Below are 15,833 nucleotides of genomic sequence, written 5' to 3' on the forward strand. Positions count from 1 at the left end.
AAATTCTCCGGCGTTTAAACTCCGCTTCCCAGCGGTGTTGGGAACATCATCGGTTAAAGCAGCGTGGCGCTCAAGACGGCGCTGCTTTGACGCTTACGTTTTCCGGTTCGAACGGCAGGTTATATTGGCGGGAGTCCATTACACGCCCCCGCACAGGATGCGCTTGAGGTCCTCAACGCGCCATGCCAAGCGGCCATGGATGCGAACGGGGCGAATAGGTCCGGCTTCGTAGCATGCCCACTTCAGCAGTGTTTGGGGGCGCCGGCCCAGGTGGTAGGCGGCTTCCTTAGTGCTTAGCACTGCGCGGTTCTCATTGGAGAGTGCGGTAAAACTGGTGTTCATCGTCTTCCTTTCTATGGATATAAGACGATGAAAGAGTATGTTTTTGGGCAGGTTAAAGCTTTATAGATTTGGTTTCTAATTTTTAGAATCAGAATTTAGAAACCACTCAAAGGCATTCCGTCGGGAGTACCATGCTGCCCGCGCGGTTTCATACGAGACGTTGTGATTTGAAGCTACCCTTGAGATTGTCGTGGTGACTTTCGCACCTTCTTCAGCTTTAAGAATTTTCGCAACGTCGCATGCGATTTGCATGGCTAGTTCCTCCGCGCGGGTCAGCACGTTTGTTTGTTCTGTCCAAGGAAGCGGAAACGCATCCACCCACGGCTTTCCATACAAGACGTTTGAAAATTCGCTGGCAATGAAATTCAGAACCCAGTCAGGTGGCTTTCGTTGGGCGAAGATGTCGCGGCAGAACATCCCTAAAATTCTTGCACAGAACTCTTCGCGTTCAATCTCAGTCAAACTGCCGCTGCGGAAGCGGTCGAAGTACCCTTCGAAATCAAATTCCAAATCGTCCAAGCGGTACGAGGGGCTACTGTCCTCGGATTGATTTTTTGCGTCTACGAACTTCATGAAAGGCGGAGTTCCTATGTTTATCCAATTGCGTGCAATCGCACTGGCTCTTCGTTCACGCACGGTTCAATGTCGGCCTGTTCGAGCATCCAAGTTTCAATCTTTGAGTGCCACATGCGGAGTAGGTCCAGGGGGCGGCGAATGTAATTCTGCTCCCGTACGCCTTGCGGAGCATGCCCTTGAATCTGCGCTGAAATCCCACTTGGGGTTTCGATCCATTCGCAGAGGCTAGCAAACGAACGGCGCAAGCCATGTAATGTTAGGTGGGGAAGCCCAGCAATCACTAGCGCCTCGTTATGGGCTATGCGCGGTTCGGCGATGCGGCCGGACTCGGATGCAGGGCTAGAAAAGACCCACTCATTCCGCCGGGGCAGGCTTGCAATGAGCCTCATCACGTACGGGGTCAGTGGGACCATTCGGAAGTCCTCAATCTTGTCTGCCAATTTCAGGCTCTTCCAGCGCATGTCCACGTCTTCCCATTTCAGCGAGGCCAGTTCTTCACGGCGAGCCCCTGTCAGAAGAAGGCATTGCAGATACGCGGCGATGACAGGATTTTTAATTTTCCTTACGGCCGCAAACCAGGATTCCAACTGTTCTCGCTGCAGGACATCGTTTCGCAGCTTCGGCTTGCCCAATACCTCACGTACCTTGCCGCTTTTTGCGGCATTTGTCGCGACGACACTGGAAAAGGTAGGGTGCTGTGCGCACCAGTTAAGGCACGCTTTAAGTAGGCGAATTGCCAATCGTGCGCTTGAGGGGCGAGCGATTGCTTCTTTCTTCGCCCATTCTTCGACACGTTCCATCGTCAAGTCACACATGCGTACGTCCGCTAGCGCAGCTAGAGGGCCAGCGACAGTAAGTTCCGAGCCGCGCTTCCGTTTGTTACCGCCAAGTTGCATGATTTTGCGGTGCGCGACGATATGATGGTTGGACCAAAGGGGAGTGCGGTCTTCCACGTATGCGTGCCATACCTTTGCCAAAGTGATGGATTCGCGTTGTTGTTTGGCCTGTTCCTCTCGTGCCAAATTCTCTCTGGCTTCTCGAACGGCGCGCTCTTCCGCGAGTAGGTCTTGTTTTACCTGGCGTGGGTCTTTGCCATCATCAATGAGCGTTTTCAGGCGACGCGCCTCTTGCCTGGCACCTTTTCCAACAGGGTTACCTTTGCCGTCGGTCGGCGCATCAATGGGCCAAGTATCAGGGTCTCCGATTGTGATGCGGATGGCTTCGCCGCGCAGCTTGGCTTGGAACATGTATGAGCGTGCGCCCTTCGCCGTCACGCGCAAGCCTAAGCCGGGGGCACCACTGTCCCACAGAAAGGACTGACTTTTGCCTGGCTCGCATTGGAAGTTTGCTACTCGGCCTGCTGTGAAATTCACTTTCGCCATTACTCTGTCGTCGTTAGATTTGCTCGTGTAACCACCATGTAACCCGTCGCGGAGTATAACGGGCAAGATTGGTCAATGCAAATCAATCAACGATAATTTCTAAGTCTTTGATTTGACTTGAGTTGTGAGTTTCAGGGAAGCAGAATCAATGAAGCGGATTTGCGACTTTCCATGATTTGTAATCATCAGGTGGCGGGTTCGAGTCCTGCAGCCGGCACCAGCATCCCAAAAGCCCAGCCTTCACCGGCTGGGCTTTTTCATTTGGGCCCTGTCTGCCGCACCACTGCGCCAGGAAGACTCTGGTGTCCTCCAGCGTCATGACAGTTGGCGCCTGCACAGATAGTCCAGCGAGTACTTGCCCGGGCCCTGGGCAATCAGGGGGAGCAGCAGGGCGGCCCAGCTCAGGTGGGTGGGCCAGGCTTGCGGGTAGACGAAGATTTCGATGACGGCGGTCATGACCAACAGGCCAAAGGCGGCGAAGCGGGTGAACAGGCCGGCGACCAGCAGCAGCGGCAGCGCGTGTTCGGCAAATGTCGCGAGCGGGGCGGCGATCTCGGGCGGGACCAGGGGCAACATGTACTCGTAGCGGAACAGGTCGACCGTCGAATCCTTGAGCGTGAACCAGCCTTCGACCTTGGTGCGGCCCGAGAGGAAGAAGATGGCGGCGACGCCAAGGCGTGCGACGAGCAACTGCACGGATACGGGCAGCAGGCGTGCCGCGAGGGCGTGGAGTGCTGCGATGCGGCCTGAGAACGTACCTGCGGTGGCACTTGCAACTCGTGGCGATTGGGCGAAGTTGGGGTTCATGGTGGTCTCCGTGTTTGTCTGGTGTCAGGTGCGCCATTTGGCTTGGCGCGCAAGCGTGATGGCTGCGTCGGCAATTTGTTGCGGGGTAGCGCCAGTGGCGAGGCCGATTGTCGCGCCAGCTGTGGGTGCAGCCCCGCCGTCTGCCAGCACGAGGCCGATGAAGCGGGTGCGGCGATGGCTTGCCGCGGCGCGTACCGCCTGGGCGCCTTGGCCGGTGCCGATAAAGACTGCTTCCGGAATATGCAGGCTGTCGATGAAGGCAAGCAGGTCTTGGCCGAGCGTGGCGGCATCCGATTCGCGCAGGTTGGGCAGCAGAACCTGGTAGCCTTGCGCGGCCAGCAGCGATGCCGTTTCGATGTGGCCTTCGGTGCTGTCGCCGCGACTACGGACAAGCACGATGGGACGGCCGTCGTCGGGACCGGCGGCGTGGTAGCTGAGCGCTGGCTGTGCGGCAGCGACGGCGCGCAGGACCTCGGTGGCGCTGCGGATTGGCAGGGCTGCGCCGGCGAGCGCCGGGGCGAAGGCGAGGCTGGCGGTGCCTGCCAGGCCGGCGAGGGCGGACAGCAGGAACAGGCGGCGGGTTTCATTCATGATCAACTCCGGTAATGAGTTCGCTACCAAGCCAGTCGGCCAGCATGGCGCCGGCACTGGCGATGCCCTGCTCTTCGCCGATGCGCTCTACCAGCAGGGCGCACAAGCCGACAAAGCTGCCGTCGCGCTGAAGCTGCGTCAAGGCGGCAAATTCAATTGCATCGAGTGCGCGCAGGCAGGAGACAAAGCCGCGCCGCCATACCAGCAACCCGCCGGGAGCGGGCAGCATTTCGCCTTCTGCCGTGCTGCTGCCGTCGCGCAGGGCGAACCACAGGTCGGCGGCGTTGGTGCTGGCGGTGCGCAGGTGCAGCGTTGGCGTGAGCTTCAGGTGCGCGTGGTCCCAGTCGACGGCCGACAGTGCACCGGCGGCGACGGGAGCTGCATCAGGGCCAATGAACGATTGGCCCAGCGCATGTTCGATCCAGGCCAGTTCGTGCAGGTCCGGGTTTTCGGGGAACAGGGCTTGCAGCGTATCGCAGAAATCGTCGGCGTAGGCGTCCAGTGTCCAGGCATGGGGCGGGCGGCGCTTGATGTGCGCTGCGGCGGCGTGCAGGAAGGCCTCTTCGCCGATGAAGGCGCGCAGTTGCGGGTAGCTCTCTTCAAGGCAGCCCACGAGTTGCGCGCGGTAGTTGTTCTGGTACACGGCGCGGCCTGGGCCGGCCGGCACGCCTATGCCAGGCGCGGATGCGGCCAGCATGGCGTGGAAGTCGCCCTGCAGATCGGCCAGGTTCATGCTGCCTCCCTGTGCGCGGCGAGGCGGCGCGCGGTATCGAGTTCTGCCAGCAGGTCGGCCAGCGGCGGAATATCGCCATCGCGTTCGATCATGGTGGCGACCGGGCCGCAGCGTGCAATCGCCTGCCGGTACAGCGCCCACACGGCGTCGTTGACGGCGCTGTCGTGGGTATCGATCAGCAGGCCGTCGCCCTGGCTGTGGCCGGCCAGGTGGATCTGGCAAACGCGGTTCATCGGCACGCCGCGCAGGAAATCGAGCGGATCGAAACCGTGGTTGCTGGCGCTGACAAAGACATTGTTCACGTCCAGCAGCAAGCCGCAGCCGGTGCGTTTGGCCATGGCGGCAATGAACTCCCATTCCGTCATGGTCGATTCGGCGTACGCCAGGTAGCTCGATGGATTTTCGACCAGCATGGTGCGCCCCAGCGCTTCCTGCGCCTGGTCGATGTTGTTGCAGATGATGTTGAGCGCCTCCTGCGTGTAAGGCAAAGGCAGCAGGTCGTGCGAGTTGAAGCGGCCGATGCGCGACCAGCTCAGGTGGTCGGAGACGAACATCGGCTCGATCTCCGCCACCAGGGCGCACAGGCGGGCCAGGTAGTCCGGCCGCAAACCGTCGGCGGAACCGAGCGACATCGACACACCATGCAGCACCACTGGATGCTTCTCCCTCACGCGGCGCAGGATGTCGCGCGGCTGGCCGCCGGCGACCATGAAGTTCTCCGAGATCACTTCGACGAAATCCACCTCGATGTCGCCGTCGAGGAAATCGCGGTAGTGTTCGCGGCGCAGGCCGAGGCCAAAGCGATGGGCGTGCATGGCGTGCCTCCGTCGGATGTTACTTGGCTTCGGTCAGGGAACCGCCCAGTGCCTTGCACTCGGTCGGGGTTTTCACCAGTACGCCGGTGCCCTTGCACTGGTTCAGGCCTTTGCAGTCGTTCTTGGCGGTGGCGCACAGGCTGGTGCCCTTGCAGGTGTTGATGCCGTAGCAGCGGCCCGGTTCTTCCTTCACTTTTTCAGCGGCGAACGATGGTGCAGACAGGGAAGCCAGTGCGATCAGGGCGGCGGCGCCGGCCAGGCCAGTGCGGGTTTTGGTAGCGATGCTCATGATGTATCTCCTTTGGTTGAGGTGGGACTTACAGGACGCTGAGGGCAGCGTCTTCGATGACTTTCGCGACCGCTTCCGGCTGCGAAACTTGTACTGCGTGGCTTGCTGCAATTTCAGTAACCTTGGCGCCGGCGCGCTGGTACATCCAGCGCTGCAGTTCCGGGTTCACCAGGCGGTCTTGCGTGGCGACGATGCCGAAGCTCGGCTTCTGGTGCCATGTGGCGAACCAGCTTGGTGTTCCCATCAGCACGTTGCTGACCGGGACCTGCGAGGCCGCCATGAAGTTGACGCGGTTCGGCGTCAGGTCGGCTGCCAGGTCGGCGTGGAAGCGCGCGGCGTCGTAGAACTGGAAGCCCGCGCGGTCCGGCTTCACGCCTTCGCCGGCGCCGGGCATCGACGACAGCAGCTGCTGCGCGGTTTCGCCGACTTCAGGCATCAGGGCAGCGACATACACCAGTGCTTTCACCTTCTCTCCGGTGGCTACGTTCGACATCACCGCGCCGCCGATCCCGTTGCCGACCACGATCACATTGCCGAACTGCTGGAAGATCGCCTTGCGGGCGATGGCAATGTCGTCGTCGAGCGAGGTGTGGGGCAACTGGGCGACGGTGACGTTGAAGCCCTTCAGGCGCAGCGTGTCGTGCACCACGCGCCAGCTGGATGCGTCAATGAATGCGCCGGGCACGATCACAATGTTCTTCGCGGCCGGCTGGGCGGCCGGGGCGGCGGCATGTGCCGCGCCAGCAAGGCCTGCGGCCAGCGCGATCGCGGATGCAATGGCGCGCTGCATCACTTGGCCTTCAGCGAGCCGAAGCCCTTAGGGGTTTTGATCGAGGTGCAGGTGCCTTTTTCGACCAGTACCCAGGCGTCGCCCTGGTAGTCGATCTTGGAGGTTGCGGCGCACGAGGTGCCCGGCCCTGCGGCGCAGTCGTTATGGCCGGCCTTCGACACGCCGTAGCACTTCTCCATTTCTTTCTTGGGTTCCGCGGCGTGTGCGGCGGAGGTGCACAGTGCGATTGCGAGGGTGGCTGCCAGTCCTGCGTAAGTGGTTTTCATAATCTTGGTCTCCTTGGTTAAGGTGTGACCAGATTAAGGGGGCAGTGTGTATCGCTTGTGTCGGTGGCGTGGGGTGTTTTCGCAAGTTGTGTATCTGGCATGGCGCCAGATACACTGGGATACAAAAATGTCTACGGCAGGGTGCCGATATCCACTGTTGGCGCCTGTCCCGTTGCCGGGCGGGTGAAGTTCTGGTTGATCGGCACGTTCGGGCTGAAGAAGCCGCCATTGCGCAAGTAGAACCTGCCGTTCTGCAAGCCACCCGCGTAATCCATGCGCTGGGCGTTGGCGGCGGTGGCGTCGCCGGTGAAATGTGCCGTCAGCACTTCGCTCCAGTTGCCGCCGGTGCTGCGCGCCCATTGCTGATTGAACTGGACGCTGCGGCCCAGGTAGCCCTGGCTGTCGAGGAAGTTCTCCAGGAAGGAGTAGACGCCCGCGTGGTAGGTCGTGGTGGCAGGGCGCTTCCAGGTGGCGATGAAGCGCCAGGCATTGGTTTCGGGGGCATGGAACCAGGCCGAGAAGTCGGTGCCGCCCGCGCCGTCCGGCAGGATACGGGTGATGAAGCGGTAGGTATTGCCGGCTACCCAGTTGTACAGCAGGTAGGACTGGCCGCCGGTGCCTTCGCCGCCGAACGTGTTGTCGACCACGTTCGGCCCCTTGCGCACCAGCGTGGTCCTGGCGCCGCTGTCGGCATCCCAGATCGAGAACAGCACGCGGCGCTCGGTCGGCGAATTCACCTGGATGCCGAAATACCCGCCGTCGAAACCGTTTGCCATGAAGTAGGAACCGATCTTGTCTTCACCGGCGGGTACCGTCATTTCGTTGTAGAAGTACTCGGTGTTGGCCGGTACCGTGTAGCCCATGTGGACGGATGGACCGCGGCGCGACCAGTAGTAGTTGGCGGCGTCATCGGCGTAGTTCAGCGCCGTGCCGGTATTGACGCGTAGCGCCGATACTTCGCCGAAGTAGGTGCCGGATTTGCTGATGCCCTGCAGGTCAACCCGCACATAGCCGGCGGCCGGTACGTTGATGGTACCGACGGCGTAAGTCTTGCTCCGGCCCTTGGTCAACGTGATGTCGAACGGCGTGCCGTTGGCGGTGACGCGGATTTTGCTGGTTTTGCTGCCGCCCAGGCTCGCATCGAGCGACAGCGTGGCATTGCCTGCGGCCGCCATGCGGAACCAGATGCTGGTGACGGCGTTGGCGCTGGTCCAGTTGGATAAGCCGCTACTGTTAATGACTTCCGTCGAACCGGAATCGGTGCGGGTGACAAAGCCATTGCCGGCCAGGGCGACGACGGCGTCGCCGCTTGCGGCCGGCTGGCCCGCCAGTGCCGTGATGGCGGAAAACGCAAGGATTAACAGCGAAATTCTTCGTTTCATCTTCGTATACTTTCAAATTATTTGCAATGCGAAAGGTAAACTACGATGTATCGAAAGTTAACGCAATATAATTCGCAGGCCTCACTTAAGCGCGCAGGGCGGCAATGGCTTGCTGCACGCGCACGCTATCGATGCGCCTGGCCAGCTTGCGGCCCTGCTCGCGCATGCGGTCGAAGGCTTCATCGAGTTCCGCCGCGCTGGGCTGCAGCGGCGCCAGTGAACGGGCCAGCTTGGGCAGGATGTCGCGCCGCAGGAAGCGCTCTCCCATCTGGCTCAATTGCCAGGCGACGGCGCCGAGGCTGAGGAAGAAGGCGATGATGAAGCCGGTGTCCATATTTTCCGGCGCCTGCTGGCGCAGGGACGCCAGCACCAGGGTGCAAAACGCGAATGCGCCGCCGATGGTCCACCATACTTCGCGGTCGAGGCGGGTGGTCGCTTCGAACGCGTCGAGTGCATCGGCCTGCAGGCGCAGGGCGGCATCGAGCTGGCGGCGGCGCTCCGACTCATCGAGCAGCAGCGGCGCTTCGCGCAGGCGCGCAGCAGCGGCCAGCGCAGCGGCGTGCCGGATCGACAAATGGGGATTGGTGGTTTGCTCCAGCTGCGCCAGCGGAAGCTGCTCGGCGCTCAGCTGGGTGTAGTGCCCGACTTCCATGGGCAGCGCCATGCCGCAATCGCAGCAAGTGTGCTGGTATCCGGCCAGCTCGCCTTTGGAAACGGTGACGTAGTACACATGCCAGGCCATGCCGATGCGTTGTACGGAAAACGCACGGCTTGCCCGGCATACGGGGCAAAAATCGGCGACGTAGCCGGCGTGGGTGTAGACCGCCTTCCTGCCCCAGACGAAAATCATGCGTGCTTGTGGTGGGTGCTTGCCTTCGCGGTCTTATGATGCGCGGAGGTTTTTTTCTTGGCCACGTGGTGCTTGGAGGTGGTCGACGCGGTTTTGTGATGGGTGGCGGAGGCCTTGGCGTGGGTGGTGCCTGCAAATGCAGGCACGGTCAGCGCGAGGGCCAGGCTGGCAACGATCAGGTGTTTCATGCGGTATCTCCGAGGGCGGCAATGGCGTGCCGGTTCGCGCAGCCATTATAGGCTCCGCCCTCGTCGTTTTTCCATAGGCACAAACCGTAAGGGATGCCCTTTGTGCGCTCAGCCGAAATGGCGGCGCATCAGGGCCCGTGCCTGGCGCGCGCTGTGTTCGACTGTCTCGAAGTTCAGGGCGCCGCCCGCGTAATAGACGCGGCCCTGGCCCTGCAGGGCGTCGATGCGTTCGAAATAGCCGGCGTCCAGGGCCGCGCCGTCGACATGGGGGAAGTAGTCCCACTCCTGCTGCATGACTACGCGCGCCAGCGTTCCGCCCTGGGCGGCAATGTCGCCTGCCAGCAGTTCGCGCAGCTCGCCGGTGCTGGCTGCGTCGCCGGCCAATTGCCAGCCCAGGTACATGGGCTGGGCAGGATTGCGGTTGGCCCAGGCATTCATATGGCCGATGCGTTCGGGGCGCTCGTTCTGGTGCAGGAACAGGAATTCCCCGCCTGGCAGCCCGCTGGCGGCAAAGGCGCTGACCAGGTAGCGGTTGCTGCGCAATTGCGCGAACATCGCTGTGGCTTCGCTGCCGGCCGGCAGGAAACTGCCCGCCGTGTGCAGCGGCGTCGCCACCACGACTGCATCGAAGCTGTGCTGGTCGCGGCCATTGACGGTGAGCTGCAGCGGGCGTCCCTGCTGGCTGTCGAGTGCCGTCACGGCGGCGCCGAGACGCACATCGAGTTCACGCGCCAGTGCTTCCCACAAGCCCTGGAAGCCCCGCGGGAAGACGTGGAACCTGCCCGGCGCGAGGCCGCCCTGGCCGTCGGGCCGGAACAGCCACGGGATCAGTTTCATGAAATACAGTGCCGGCACGGTTTCGTAATAGCCGTAGCCGAAGCCCACCAGTGCGCCGCGCGCCAGTTCGGCCACCGGCGTGAAGCCGTGGCTGGCGGCGAAGCGATCGAACGTTTCATGCAGTGCGCGCGGCATGCCGGCCAGGGTGTCGTAGCGCACCATGGCATAGCGCTCCAGCGCGGCGCCATAGTTGACGATGGCTTGCCGGATTTCATCCGCGCTGTAGCGGCCGGCCAGGAAGGACGCGGCATCGTGCCGTACGCCTTGCTCATCGAGGAAACGCTGCTCCACCGGGTACGGTGCGAGCGGCACGTCCAGGCGCTGCGCCAGTCCCAGTACCAGTTCGCATTCGGCGGAGGCGATGACGGCGCCCAGCTCCACCGGCCCGGCGGGCGTCTGCGCGGTGCACACCTTGCCGCCCACGCGCGTACCCTGTTCGAACACGGTGACTTTCTTGTAGCCCAGCTGGCGCAGGGTGTCGGCGGCGGTCAGCCCCGCCGGTCCGGCGCCGATGACGGCGATCGATTGTATGGCTTGCATTGGTTCTCCAGTTCAGGCCCGCATCAGGCGGTCGGCTTCGATCCAGGCCGTGACCGAGCGCGGGAACACCGGCGAAGCCGGATCCACGCCCAGTACTGCGCACATTTCATTGCTGCCCACCACGCCGAATGGGCCGACAATGCCGCCCTTGGTGTGGCCGACCGCCATCACCTCCCCGTCGCGCACGAATTCGAAGCGGATATAAGTCCAGCGCTCGTCCCAGCACAGGGCGCAGAAACGCAGGGTATAGCGGCGGAACGGCTTGAGCCCGCGGCGGAAGGCGATCATCGAGCCGCCCAGCATCGGGCGCCAGCCGCGCTTCAGGGCCGGCCGCATGAAGCCGGCGCGGGTCATATATTCGACCAGCGCCAGGTCGATGATGGTCATGTAGCGGCCATTGTTCATATGGCCGTTCAAGTCCAGGTCATTGGGCAGCACGGTGAGCTGCATCTCGATCATGTCGCCGACCTGGATGGCGGGCTTGAAGCAGGCCCGCAGCCAGACCAGCAAGAGGCGGAAATACAGGTTCATCGTGCAGCGGTGGCAGCGGGCTGGCGCATGCGGCTGGCGACGTGGCGCAGCGCCTGCTGGGTTTCCGGCTGCAGGAAGGCGTCGACGAATTCATCGACCGGCAGCGCATCGACGTCGGCAAACACGTCGCGCAGGTCGCGGCGGGCGATGGCGCGCGTGCTGACCAGGGCCTGCGGCGGCACCGACAGCAGCTCCTGCAGGCGCTCGCGCGTGCGCGCCACCACTTGCGCCGGTTCGGCCAGTTCGTCCACCAGGTTCACATCCAGCGCCTGCTGCGGCGACAGCATACGGCCGAACACCAGCAGCCGTTCCGCCTGCAGGGCGCCCACCACGCGGCGCAGCGCAACCTGGAAGCAGTCCGGCAGCGCCACGCCGACCCGTACTTCGTTCAGGCCGACCTGCCAGGGGCCTTGCGCCATCACGCGGTAGTCGCAGAACACGGCCAGCAGGGCGCCGGCCGCCATGCAGTGGCCGGTGATGGCGGCAAAGATCGGTTGGCGCGACAGGGCCATTTCGGACGCCAGCAGGAACACCTGCTGCCAGTATTCGCGCACCGCGTCACGGTCGCCGCCGACCAGCGCGGCCACGTCCACGCCGGAGGAAAATACGCCCGGCGCACCGGACAGGATGATGCCGCGCTGGCCGGCGCCGTCGGCCTGGGCCAGCGCATGGCGCAGGGATTTCAGCACGCCCACGTCGATCAGGTTGACCGGGGGCCGGGCGATGCGCAATTCCGTGATGCCGGAATCGTGGGGAATGATATCGATCATGCTTGCTCCAGATTCTTCGTGAAACGGCGACAGCCGTCCCTGGCGCGCGCTGCGCCATGGAAGCTGCCGTCCAGGGATGAAGGGGCTTACTGCTTGATGATGTTGTGCTTCAGGCACCACTCGCGCACGTCGCGGAAGCGGGCTTCATTCAGGCGCTGGTTGTTCGGCGAGTTGCGCACTTCGCGGATCTTGTCGGTGTCGCCCGGCTTGATCGGGAAGTCGAAGGATGCATGCAGGGCGATTTCCGGCATGTAGGTGTATTCGTCCAGCAGGAAGCCGTAGCCCTTCTGGAAGAACTCGCACATCTCGGCCATTTCTTCCTTCGGCGCAGCTTCGAAGTAGTTTTCGCAAATGGTCTTGGCGAAGGCGATGTGGCGCACTTCCTCCAGGTGGTGTTCCTTGAACATCTTGCGCGTCAGCGGGTCGATGCCGTCGGTCTGGGTCTGGAAGATCGAGTTCAGTTCCGCGAACCATTCGATCAGCAGGTTCCAGCAGATGCCGTACACCGGATGCTTGCCGGCCAGCTGGCGCTCGAACAGGGAGTAGTTGGGAATGTTCTCCGGATGGCTCCACAGGCGCAGGTTGGCCTTGTCCAGGTAGCGGCGGAACATCAGCGTGTGGACGATCTCCTCGCGCGAGAACACCATCAGGTATTCGCGCACGTCGTCGCTCAGCACGCCGTGGTATTGGTTGACGTAGCCGACATACAGCTCGGGCAGGGTCTGCTCCAGCCAGATGAAGTAGGACACGTCGCGGCCGGTCTCCAGCCATAGCACTTCGTTGCGCTGCGCTTCGGTCAGCGCGTCCCAGTAGGGCGTGCCGTAGATCCAGCTCGATTCGGCCACCTTGGGCGGCTTGGAAAAGTCGATACCGGTTTCCCAGTCGACCACCTGGTCGAGGAACAGCAGCTTGCGGTGCGAGGCGTTGATCAGGGTGCGCACGGTCTTCTGGCGCTTCTCATCGAGCACGATAGGGTTGGTTTTAGGTTGGCTTACTGCGGCAATACTGGCTTCCATACTTAACTCCTGTTATTGAGATGTTCGGGGGCAGTACAGGGAATGCAGCAAAAACTTACGCCGCGACCTTTTCGTCGCGCAGCTCACGGCGCAGGATCTTGCCCACATTGGTCTTGGGCAGGGCGTCGCGGAACTCGATGTATTTCGGTTTCTTATAGGCGGTCAACTGCTGTTTGCAGTAGTCCATCAGCTGCTCGCTGGTGAGCGATTGGTGTTTGCGCACCACGAACAGCTTGACGGCTTCGCCCGAACCGGCGTCGGGTACGCCGATGCAGGCGCATTCGAGCACCAGCGGGTGGGCAGCCACCACGCCTTCCACTTCATTGGGGTAAACGTTGAATCCGGAGACCAGGATCATGTCCTTCTTGCGGTCGACAATGCGGACATAACCCTGTTCATCCATGATGCCGATATCGCCCGACTTGAAGTAGCCGGACGGCGTCATGACCTTGGCGGTTTCGTCCGGCCGCTGCCAGTAGCCGGCCATCACCTGCGGGCCGCGGATGGCGATTTCGCCGGCCTGGCCGAAGGGCAGGGGATTGCCGTCGTCGTCGACGATCGCCACTTCGGTCGAGGGCACCGGCAGGCCGATGGTGCCGCTGAAGCCGTTCTGGTCGGGGCGGCACAGGGTCGCCGTCGGCGAGGTTTCCGACAGGCCGTAGCCCTCCAGGATCGGGCTGCCGGTCGCGGCCAGCCAGCGCTCGCTGACCACCTGCTGCACCGCCATGCCGCCGCCCAGCGTGATGCGCAGGCCGGAGAAGTCGACCTGCGCCAGGCCGGGCTGGTTGAGCAAGGCGTTGAACAGCGTGTTCACGCCGGGGAAGAAGTTGACGCGGTACTTGGCCAGCTCCTTGACGAAGCCGGCCATATCGCGCGGATTGGGCACCAGCAGGTTCATCGCGCCCCAGCGCGCGCCCATCAGCATGCAGGCGTTCAGCGCCAGGATGTGGTACAGCGGCAGCGCGCAGACCGTCACCACCTGCTGGTCTTTGGCTGCATTGAGCAGGGCCGGCCCGGCCCACGCATCGTTCTGCAGCATATTGGCAATCACGTTGCGGTGGCTCAGGGTGGCGCCTTTGGACAGGCCTGTGGTGCCGCCCGTGTATTGCAGGAAGGCGATGTCGTCGTGGCCAAGCTGCATCGGGCGCAGGCTCTGGCGGGCGCCCTGGCGCAAGGCTTCGCGGAATGGCACGGCGCCCGGCAGGCTGAAAGGCGGCACCATCTTCTTCACCGTGCGCACCACGAAGTTGACCAGCATGCCCTTGGCGAAACCCAGCAAATCGCCCATGCTGGCCACCACCACGTGCTTCACGCTGGTACGCGGCAGCACTTTTTCCAGCGTGGTGGCGAAGTTCTCGAGGATGAAGATGGCTTCGGCGCCGGAATCGGTCAGCTGGTGCTCCAGTTCGCGCGCGGTGTACAGCGGGTTGACGTTGACCACGGTGCAGCCGGCGCGCAGGATGGCCGCCACCGCGACCGGGTATTGCAGCACATTGGGCATCATCACCGCCACCCGGGCGCCTTTGGCCAGCCCGTGCTGCTGCAGCCAGGCGGCCAGGTGGCGCGAGTGCTCTTCCCACTCGCGGTAGCTCATGGCACTGTCCATGCAGGCATAGGCCTTGCGCGCGGCGAATTTGGCGAAGGATTCTTCCAGCAGGTGCGGCAGGGAGCGGTACTGGCCGGGATCGATGGTGGCCGGAATGCCATCGGGATAGGACTTGAGCCAGACTTTATCGGTATTCATTTTTTGCTTGTCTCCTCTCTCATGCGCATCAAAGCGTGCGTCTTGTCATCGGCGCCGGGGCCGGCCACCGTATCGATCTGCGCCGGCGCCAGGTCGCGCCCATCGGCAGCGCGGATGCCGACCCCGGCCACGGGCAGCCCGGTGGCACGTTCCACCAGCGTCATGCGCGGTCCGTCCGGATGCGGCACCCATTGCTCGCCCCACACCGTCATCGCGGCCAGGATGGGATACAGCGAATGGCCCTTGGGCGTCAGGCGGTAGTGGACGATGCGGGCATCCTCGCTGCATGGCTGGCGCAGCAGGATGCCGTTTTCCACCAGCTTGCCCAGGCGGCGGGCCAGGATATTGGTGCTGATGCCGAGGTGGCGCTGGAAGTCCTGGAAGCGGCTCATGCCGCAGAAGGCGTTGCGCAGGATGACAAAGGTCCACCATTCGCCGACCTGTTCCAGGGTCTGGGCGATGGGGCAATTCATCCCGGCAAACGAACCTTTGCTCATTGGCTTCCGTTTTGGTAGTAAATATATAACATTTACTCTATTGAAATCGCTTGCGTAAAACAAGCGAATTTTCTAGAACGGTCGCTCTATTTTTCTGCGATGCAACACATCACACCGTTGTCATTTGCTCCATTTATAGTTAGTCTGTTTGCACAATTACTAACTCTCAATGGAGCCTGACAATGCAAAAACTGGGTGCGGAATTCTTCGGTACTTTCTGGCTGGTCCTGGGCGGCTGCGGCAGCGCGGTGCTGGCGGCGGCATTCCCCGGCGTGGGGATCGGCTTGCATGGCGTATCGCTGGCCTTCGGCCTGACGGTGCTGACCATGGCCTTCGCCATCGGCCATATTTCAGGCTGCCATTTGAACCCGGCGGTGTCGGTCGGCTTGTGGCTGGGCGGCCGTTTCCCGGCCAAGGATTTGCCGGGCTATATCATGGCGCAGGTGCTGGGCGGCATCGCCGCCGGCGGCGTGCTGTACCTGATCGCCAGCGGCAAGGCCGGCTTTGACGTTGCGGCCGGCTTCGCTTCCAACGGCTACGGCGAGCATTCGCCGGGCGGCTACAGCCTGGTGGCGGCCCTGGTGACCGAAATCGTGATGACGGCCTTCTTCCTGCTGGTGATCCTGGGCGCTACCGACAAGCGCGCGCCGGCCGGCTTCGCCCCGATCGCCATCGGCCTGTGCCTGACCCTGATCCACCTGGTCTCAATCCCGGTCACCAATACCTCGGTCAATCCGGCGCGCAGCACCGGCGTGGCGCTGTACGTGGGCGGCTGGGCCGTAGCGCAGCTGTGGCTGTTCTGGGTGGCGCCGCTGATCGGCGCCGGCGTCGGGGCCGGCATCTACCGCTTTATCGGCGGCGAACAGAAATAAGCGCGGCGGCGCCTG

General features: G+C 62.7%; 19 protein-coding genes. 1 reads left to right on the plus strand and 18 read right to left on the minus strand.

The genetic code is table 11. The annotated features are described in order from the left end of the window. Positions 1-417 precede the first annotated feature (417 nt). From ASD07_RS08460 to ASD07_RS08545, 18 genes are all read right to left on the minus strand, one after another. Positions 418-915 carry a hypothetical protein gene (locus ASD07_RS08460; protein ID WP_055928007.1) on the minus strand — a complete coding sequence of 166 codons (498 nt, stop codon included), beginning with the start codon at positions 913-915 and terminating at the stop codon, positions 418-420. Between the two features lie 20 nt (positions 916-935). Beyond that, complete coding sequence (locus tag ASD07_RS08465) at positions 936-2,300, minus strand: integrase family protein (protein WP_055928010.1); 1,365 nt, start codon at positions 2,298-2,300, stop codon at positions 936-938. Between the two features lie 315 nt (positions 2,301-2,615). After that, positions 2,616-3,107 carry a DoxX family protein gene (locus ASD07_RS08470; RefSeq protein ID WP_082507218.1) on the minus strand — a complete coding sequence of 164 codons (492 nt, stop codon included), beginning with the start codon at positions 3,105-3,107 and terminating at the stop codon, positions 2,616-2,618. Positions 3,108-3,131: 24 nt separating this feature from the next. Then, positions 3,132-3,698, minus strand: a complete 567-nt coding sequence (locus ASD07_RS08475; protein WP_055928015.1) for an alpha/beta fold hydrolase — start codon at positions 3,696-3,698, stop codon at positions 3,132-3,134. Then, positions 3,691-4,431, minus strand: a complete 741-nt coding sequence (locus ASD07_RS08480) for a putative DNA-binding domain-containing protein (RefSeq protein WP_055928018.1) — start codon at positions 4,429-4,431, stop codon at positions 3,691-3,693. The genes ASD07_RS08475 and ASD07_RS08480 overlap by 8 nt, the downstream gene beginning before the upstream one ends. Then, positions 4,428-5,246: a DUF692 domain-containing protein gene (locus ASD07_RS08485; protein ID WP_055928021.1), complete on the minus strand. Its 819-nt coding sequence runs from the start codon at positions 5,244-5,246 to the stop codon at positions 4,428-4,430. Before ASD07_RS08485 ends, ASD07_RS08480 begins: the two co-directional genes overlap by 4 nt. A 19-nt stretch (positions 5,247-5,265) precedes the next feature. Further along, positions 5,266-5,535 carry a hypothetical protein gene (locus tag ASD07_RS08490; RefSeq protein WP_055928024.1) on the minus strand — a complete coding sequence of 90 codons (270 nt, stop codon included), beginning with the start codon at positions 5,533-5,535 and terminating at the stop codon, positions 5,266-5,268. Between the two features lie 28 nt (positions 5,536-5,563). Continuing rightward, positions 5,564-6,325: an alpha/beta fold hydrolase gene (locus ASD07_RS08495; protein ID WP_055928027.1), complete on the minus strand. Its 762-nt coding sequence runs from the start codon at positions 6,323-6,325 to the stop codon at positions 5,564-5,566. Next, positions 6,325-6,591 (minus strand): DUF2282 domain-containing protein, encoded by a 267-nt coding sequence (locus tag ASD07_RS08500; RefSeq protein ID WP_055928030.1) that lies wholly within the window; start codon positions 6,589-6,591, stop codon positions 6,325-6,327. Before ASD07_RS08500 ends, ASD07_RS08495 begins: the two co-directional genes overlap by 1 nt. 131 nt (positions 6,592-6,722) lie before the next feature. Further along, the gene (locus ASD07_RS08505) at positions 6,723-7,973 is read right to left on the minus strand and encodes a DUF3472 domain-containing protein (RefSeq protein WP_082507219.1); all 1,251 of its coding nucleotides are present in this window, start codon (positions 7,971-7,973) and stop codon (positions 6,723-6,725) included. A gap of 85 nt (positions 7,974-8,058) precedes the next feature. Then, on the minus strand, positions 8,059-8,823 hold the full coding sequence (locus tag ASD07_RS08510; RefSeq protein ID WP_055928033.1) for a hypothetical protein: 765 nt from the start codon (positions 8,821-8,823) through the stop codon (positions 8,059-8,061). Beyond that, positions 8,820-9,011, minus strand: a complete 192-nt coding sequence (locus tag ASD07_RS08515; protein WP_055928036.1) for a hypothetical protein — start codon at positions 9,009-9,011, stop codon at positions 8,820-8,822. The genes ASD07_RS08510 and ASD07_RS08515 overlap by 4 nt, the downstream gene beginning before the upstream one ends. A 108-nt stretch (positions 9,012-9,119) precedes the next feature. Then, positions 9,120-10,388, minus strand: a complete 1,269-nt coding sequence (locus ASD07_RS08520; RefSeq protein WP_055928038.1) for an FAD-dependent oxidoreductase — start codon at positions 10,386-10,388, stop codon at positions 9,120-9,122. A 12-nt stretch (positions 10,389-10,400) separates the two neighbouring features. After that, complete coding sequence (locus tag ASD07_RS08525; protein ID WP_055928042.1) at positions 10,401-10,919, minus strand: thioesterase family protein; 519 nt, start codon at positions 10,917-10,919, stop codon at positions 10,401-10,403. Beyond that, positions 10,916-11,689, minus strand: coding sequence for an enoyl-CoA hydratase/isomerase family protein (locus tag ASD07_RS08530; RefSeq protein ID WP_055928045.1), 774 nt, complete (start codon positions 11,687-11,689; stop codon positions 10,916-10,918). The genes ASD07_RS08525 and ASD07_RS08530 overlap by 4 nt, the downstream gene beginning before the upstream one ends. Before the next feature lie 86 nt (positions 11,690-11,775). Then, a complete protein-coding gene (locus ASD07_RS08535) occupies positions 11,776-12,705 on the minus strand; it encodes a diiron oxygenase (protein WP_055928048.1) in 930 nt (309 codons plus the stop codon). 55 nt (positions 12,706-12,760) lie between these two features. After that, positions 12,761-14,449, minus strand: a complete 1,689-nt coding sequence (locus tag ASD07_RS08540) for a long-chain-fatty-acid--CoA ligase (protein ID WP_055928051.1) — start codon at positions 14,447-14,449, stop codon at positions 12,761-12,763. Further along, a complete protein-coding gene (locus ASD07_RS08545) occupies positions 14,446-14,946 on the minus strand; it encodes a helix-turn-helix domain-containing protein (protein ID WP_055928053.1) in 501 nt (166 codons plus the stop codon). Before ASD07_RS08545 ends, ASD07_RS08540 begins: the two co-directional genes overlap by 4 nt. Before the next feature lie 182 nt (positions 14,947-15,128). On the opposite strand from ASD07_RS08545, the gene aqpZ reads away from it, so the two are divergent. Further along, on the plus strand, positions 15,129-15,818 hold the full coding sequence (aqpZ, locus tag ASD07_RS08550; RefSeq protein ID WP_055928056.1) for an aquaporin Z: 690 nt from the start codon (positions 15,129-15,131) through the stop codon (positions 15,816-15,818). Positions 15,819-15,833 lie beyond the last annotated feature (15 nt).

It is taken from the genome of Duganella sp. Root336D2, from assembly GCF_001425005.1.
In the GTDB taxonomy this organism is placed as follows: Bacteria; Pseudomonadota; Gammaproteobacteria; order Burkholderiales; family Burkholderiaceae_D; genus Rugamonas.

What these genes read in the sequence shown, in the direction of transcription:
- ASD07_RS08540 (WP_055928051.1), bottom strand. Translation starts at nt 14,449, where the DNA reads ATGAATACCGATAAAGTCTGGCTCAAGTCCTATCCCGATGGCATTCCG.
- ASD07_RS08480 (WP_055928018.1), bottom strand. Translation starts at nt 4,431, where the DNA reads ATGAACCTGGCCGATCTGCAGGGCGACTTCCACGCCATGCTGGCCGCA.
- ASD07_RS08545 (WP_055928053.1), bottom strand. Translation starts at nt 14,946, where the DNA reads ATGAGCAAAGGTTCGTTTGCCGGGATGAATTGCCCCATCGCCCAGACC.
- ASD07_RS08475 (WP_055928015.1), bottom strand. Translation starts at nt 3,698, where the DNA reads ATGAATGAAACCCGCCGCCTGTTCCTGCTGTCCGCCCTCGCCGGCCTG.
- ASD07_RS08470 (WP_082507218.1), bottom strand. Translation starts at nt 3,107, where the DNA reads ATGAACCCCAACTTCGCCCAATCGCCACGAGTTGCAAGTGCCACCGCA.
- ASD07_RS08500 (WP_055928030.1), bottom strand. Translation starts at nt 6,591, where the DNA reads ATGAAAACCACTTACGCAGGACTGGCAGCCACCCTCGCAATCGCACTG.
- ASD07_RS08505 (WP_082507219.1), bottom strand. Translation starts at nt 7,973, where the DNA reads ATGAAACGAAGAATTTCGCTGTTAATCCTTGCGTTTTCCGCCATCACG.
- aqpZ (WP_055928056.1), top strand. Translation starts at nt 15,129, where the DNA reads ATGCAAAAACTGGGTGCGGAATTCTTCGGTACTTTCTGGCTGGTCCTG.
- ASD07_RS08530 (WP_055928045.1), bottom strand. Translation starts at nt 11,689, where the DNA reads ATGATCGATATCATTCCCCACGATTCCGGCATCACGGAATTGCGCATC.
- ASD07_RS08515 (WP_055928036.1), bottom strand. Translation starts at nt 9,011, where the DNA reads ATGAAACACCTGATCGTTGCCAGCCTGGCCCTCGCGCTGACCGTGCCT.
- ASD07_RS08485 (WP_055928021.1), bottom strand. Translation starts at nt 5,246, where the DNA reads ATGCACGCCCATCGCTTTGGCCTCGGCCTGCGCCGCGAACACTACCGC.
- ASD07_RS08460 (WP_055928007.1), bottom strand. Translation starts at nt 915, where the DNA reads ATGAAGTTCGTAGACGCAAAAAATCAATCCGAGGACAGTAGCCCCTCG.
- ASD07_RS08535 (WP_055928048.1), bottom strand. Translation starts at nt 12,705, where the DNA reads ATGGAAGCCAGTATTGCCGCAGTAAGCCAACCTAAAACCAACCCTATC.
- ASD07_RS08465 (WP_055928010.1), bottom strand. Translation starts at nt 2,300, where the DNA reads ATGGCGAAAGTGAATTTCACAGCAGGCCGAGTAGCAAACTTCCAATGC.
- ASD07_RS08525 (WP_055928042.1), bottom strand. Translation starts at nt 10,919, where the DNA reads ATGAACCTGTATTTCCGCCTCTTGCTGGTCTGGCTGCGGGCCTGCTTC.
- ASD07_RS08490 (WP_055928024.1), bottom strand. Translation starts at nt 5,535, where the DNA reads ATGAGCATCGCTACCAAAACCCGCACTGGCCTGGCCGGCGCCGCCGCC.
- ASD07_RS08520 (WP_055928038.1), bottom strand. Translation starts at nt 10,388, where the DNA reads ATGCAAGCCATACAATCGATCGCCGTCATCGGCGCCGGACCGGCGGGG.
- ASD07_RS08495 (WP_055928027.1), bottom strand. Translation starts at nt 6,325, where the DNA reads ATGCAGCGCGCCATTGCATCCGCGATCGCGCTGGCCGCAGGCCTTGCT.
- ASD07_RS08510 (WP_055928033.1), bottom strand. Translation starts at nt 8,823, where the DNA reads ATGATTTTCGTCTGGGGCAGGAAGGCGGTCTACACCCACGCCGGCTAC.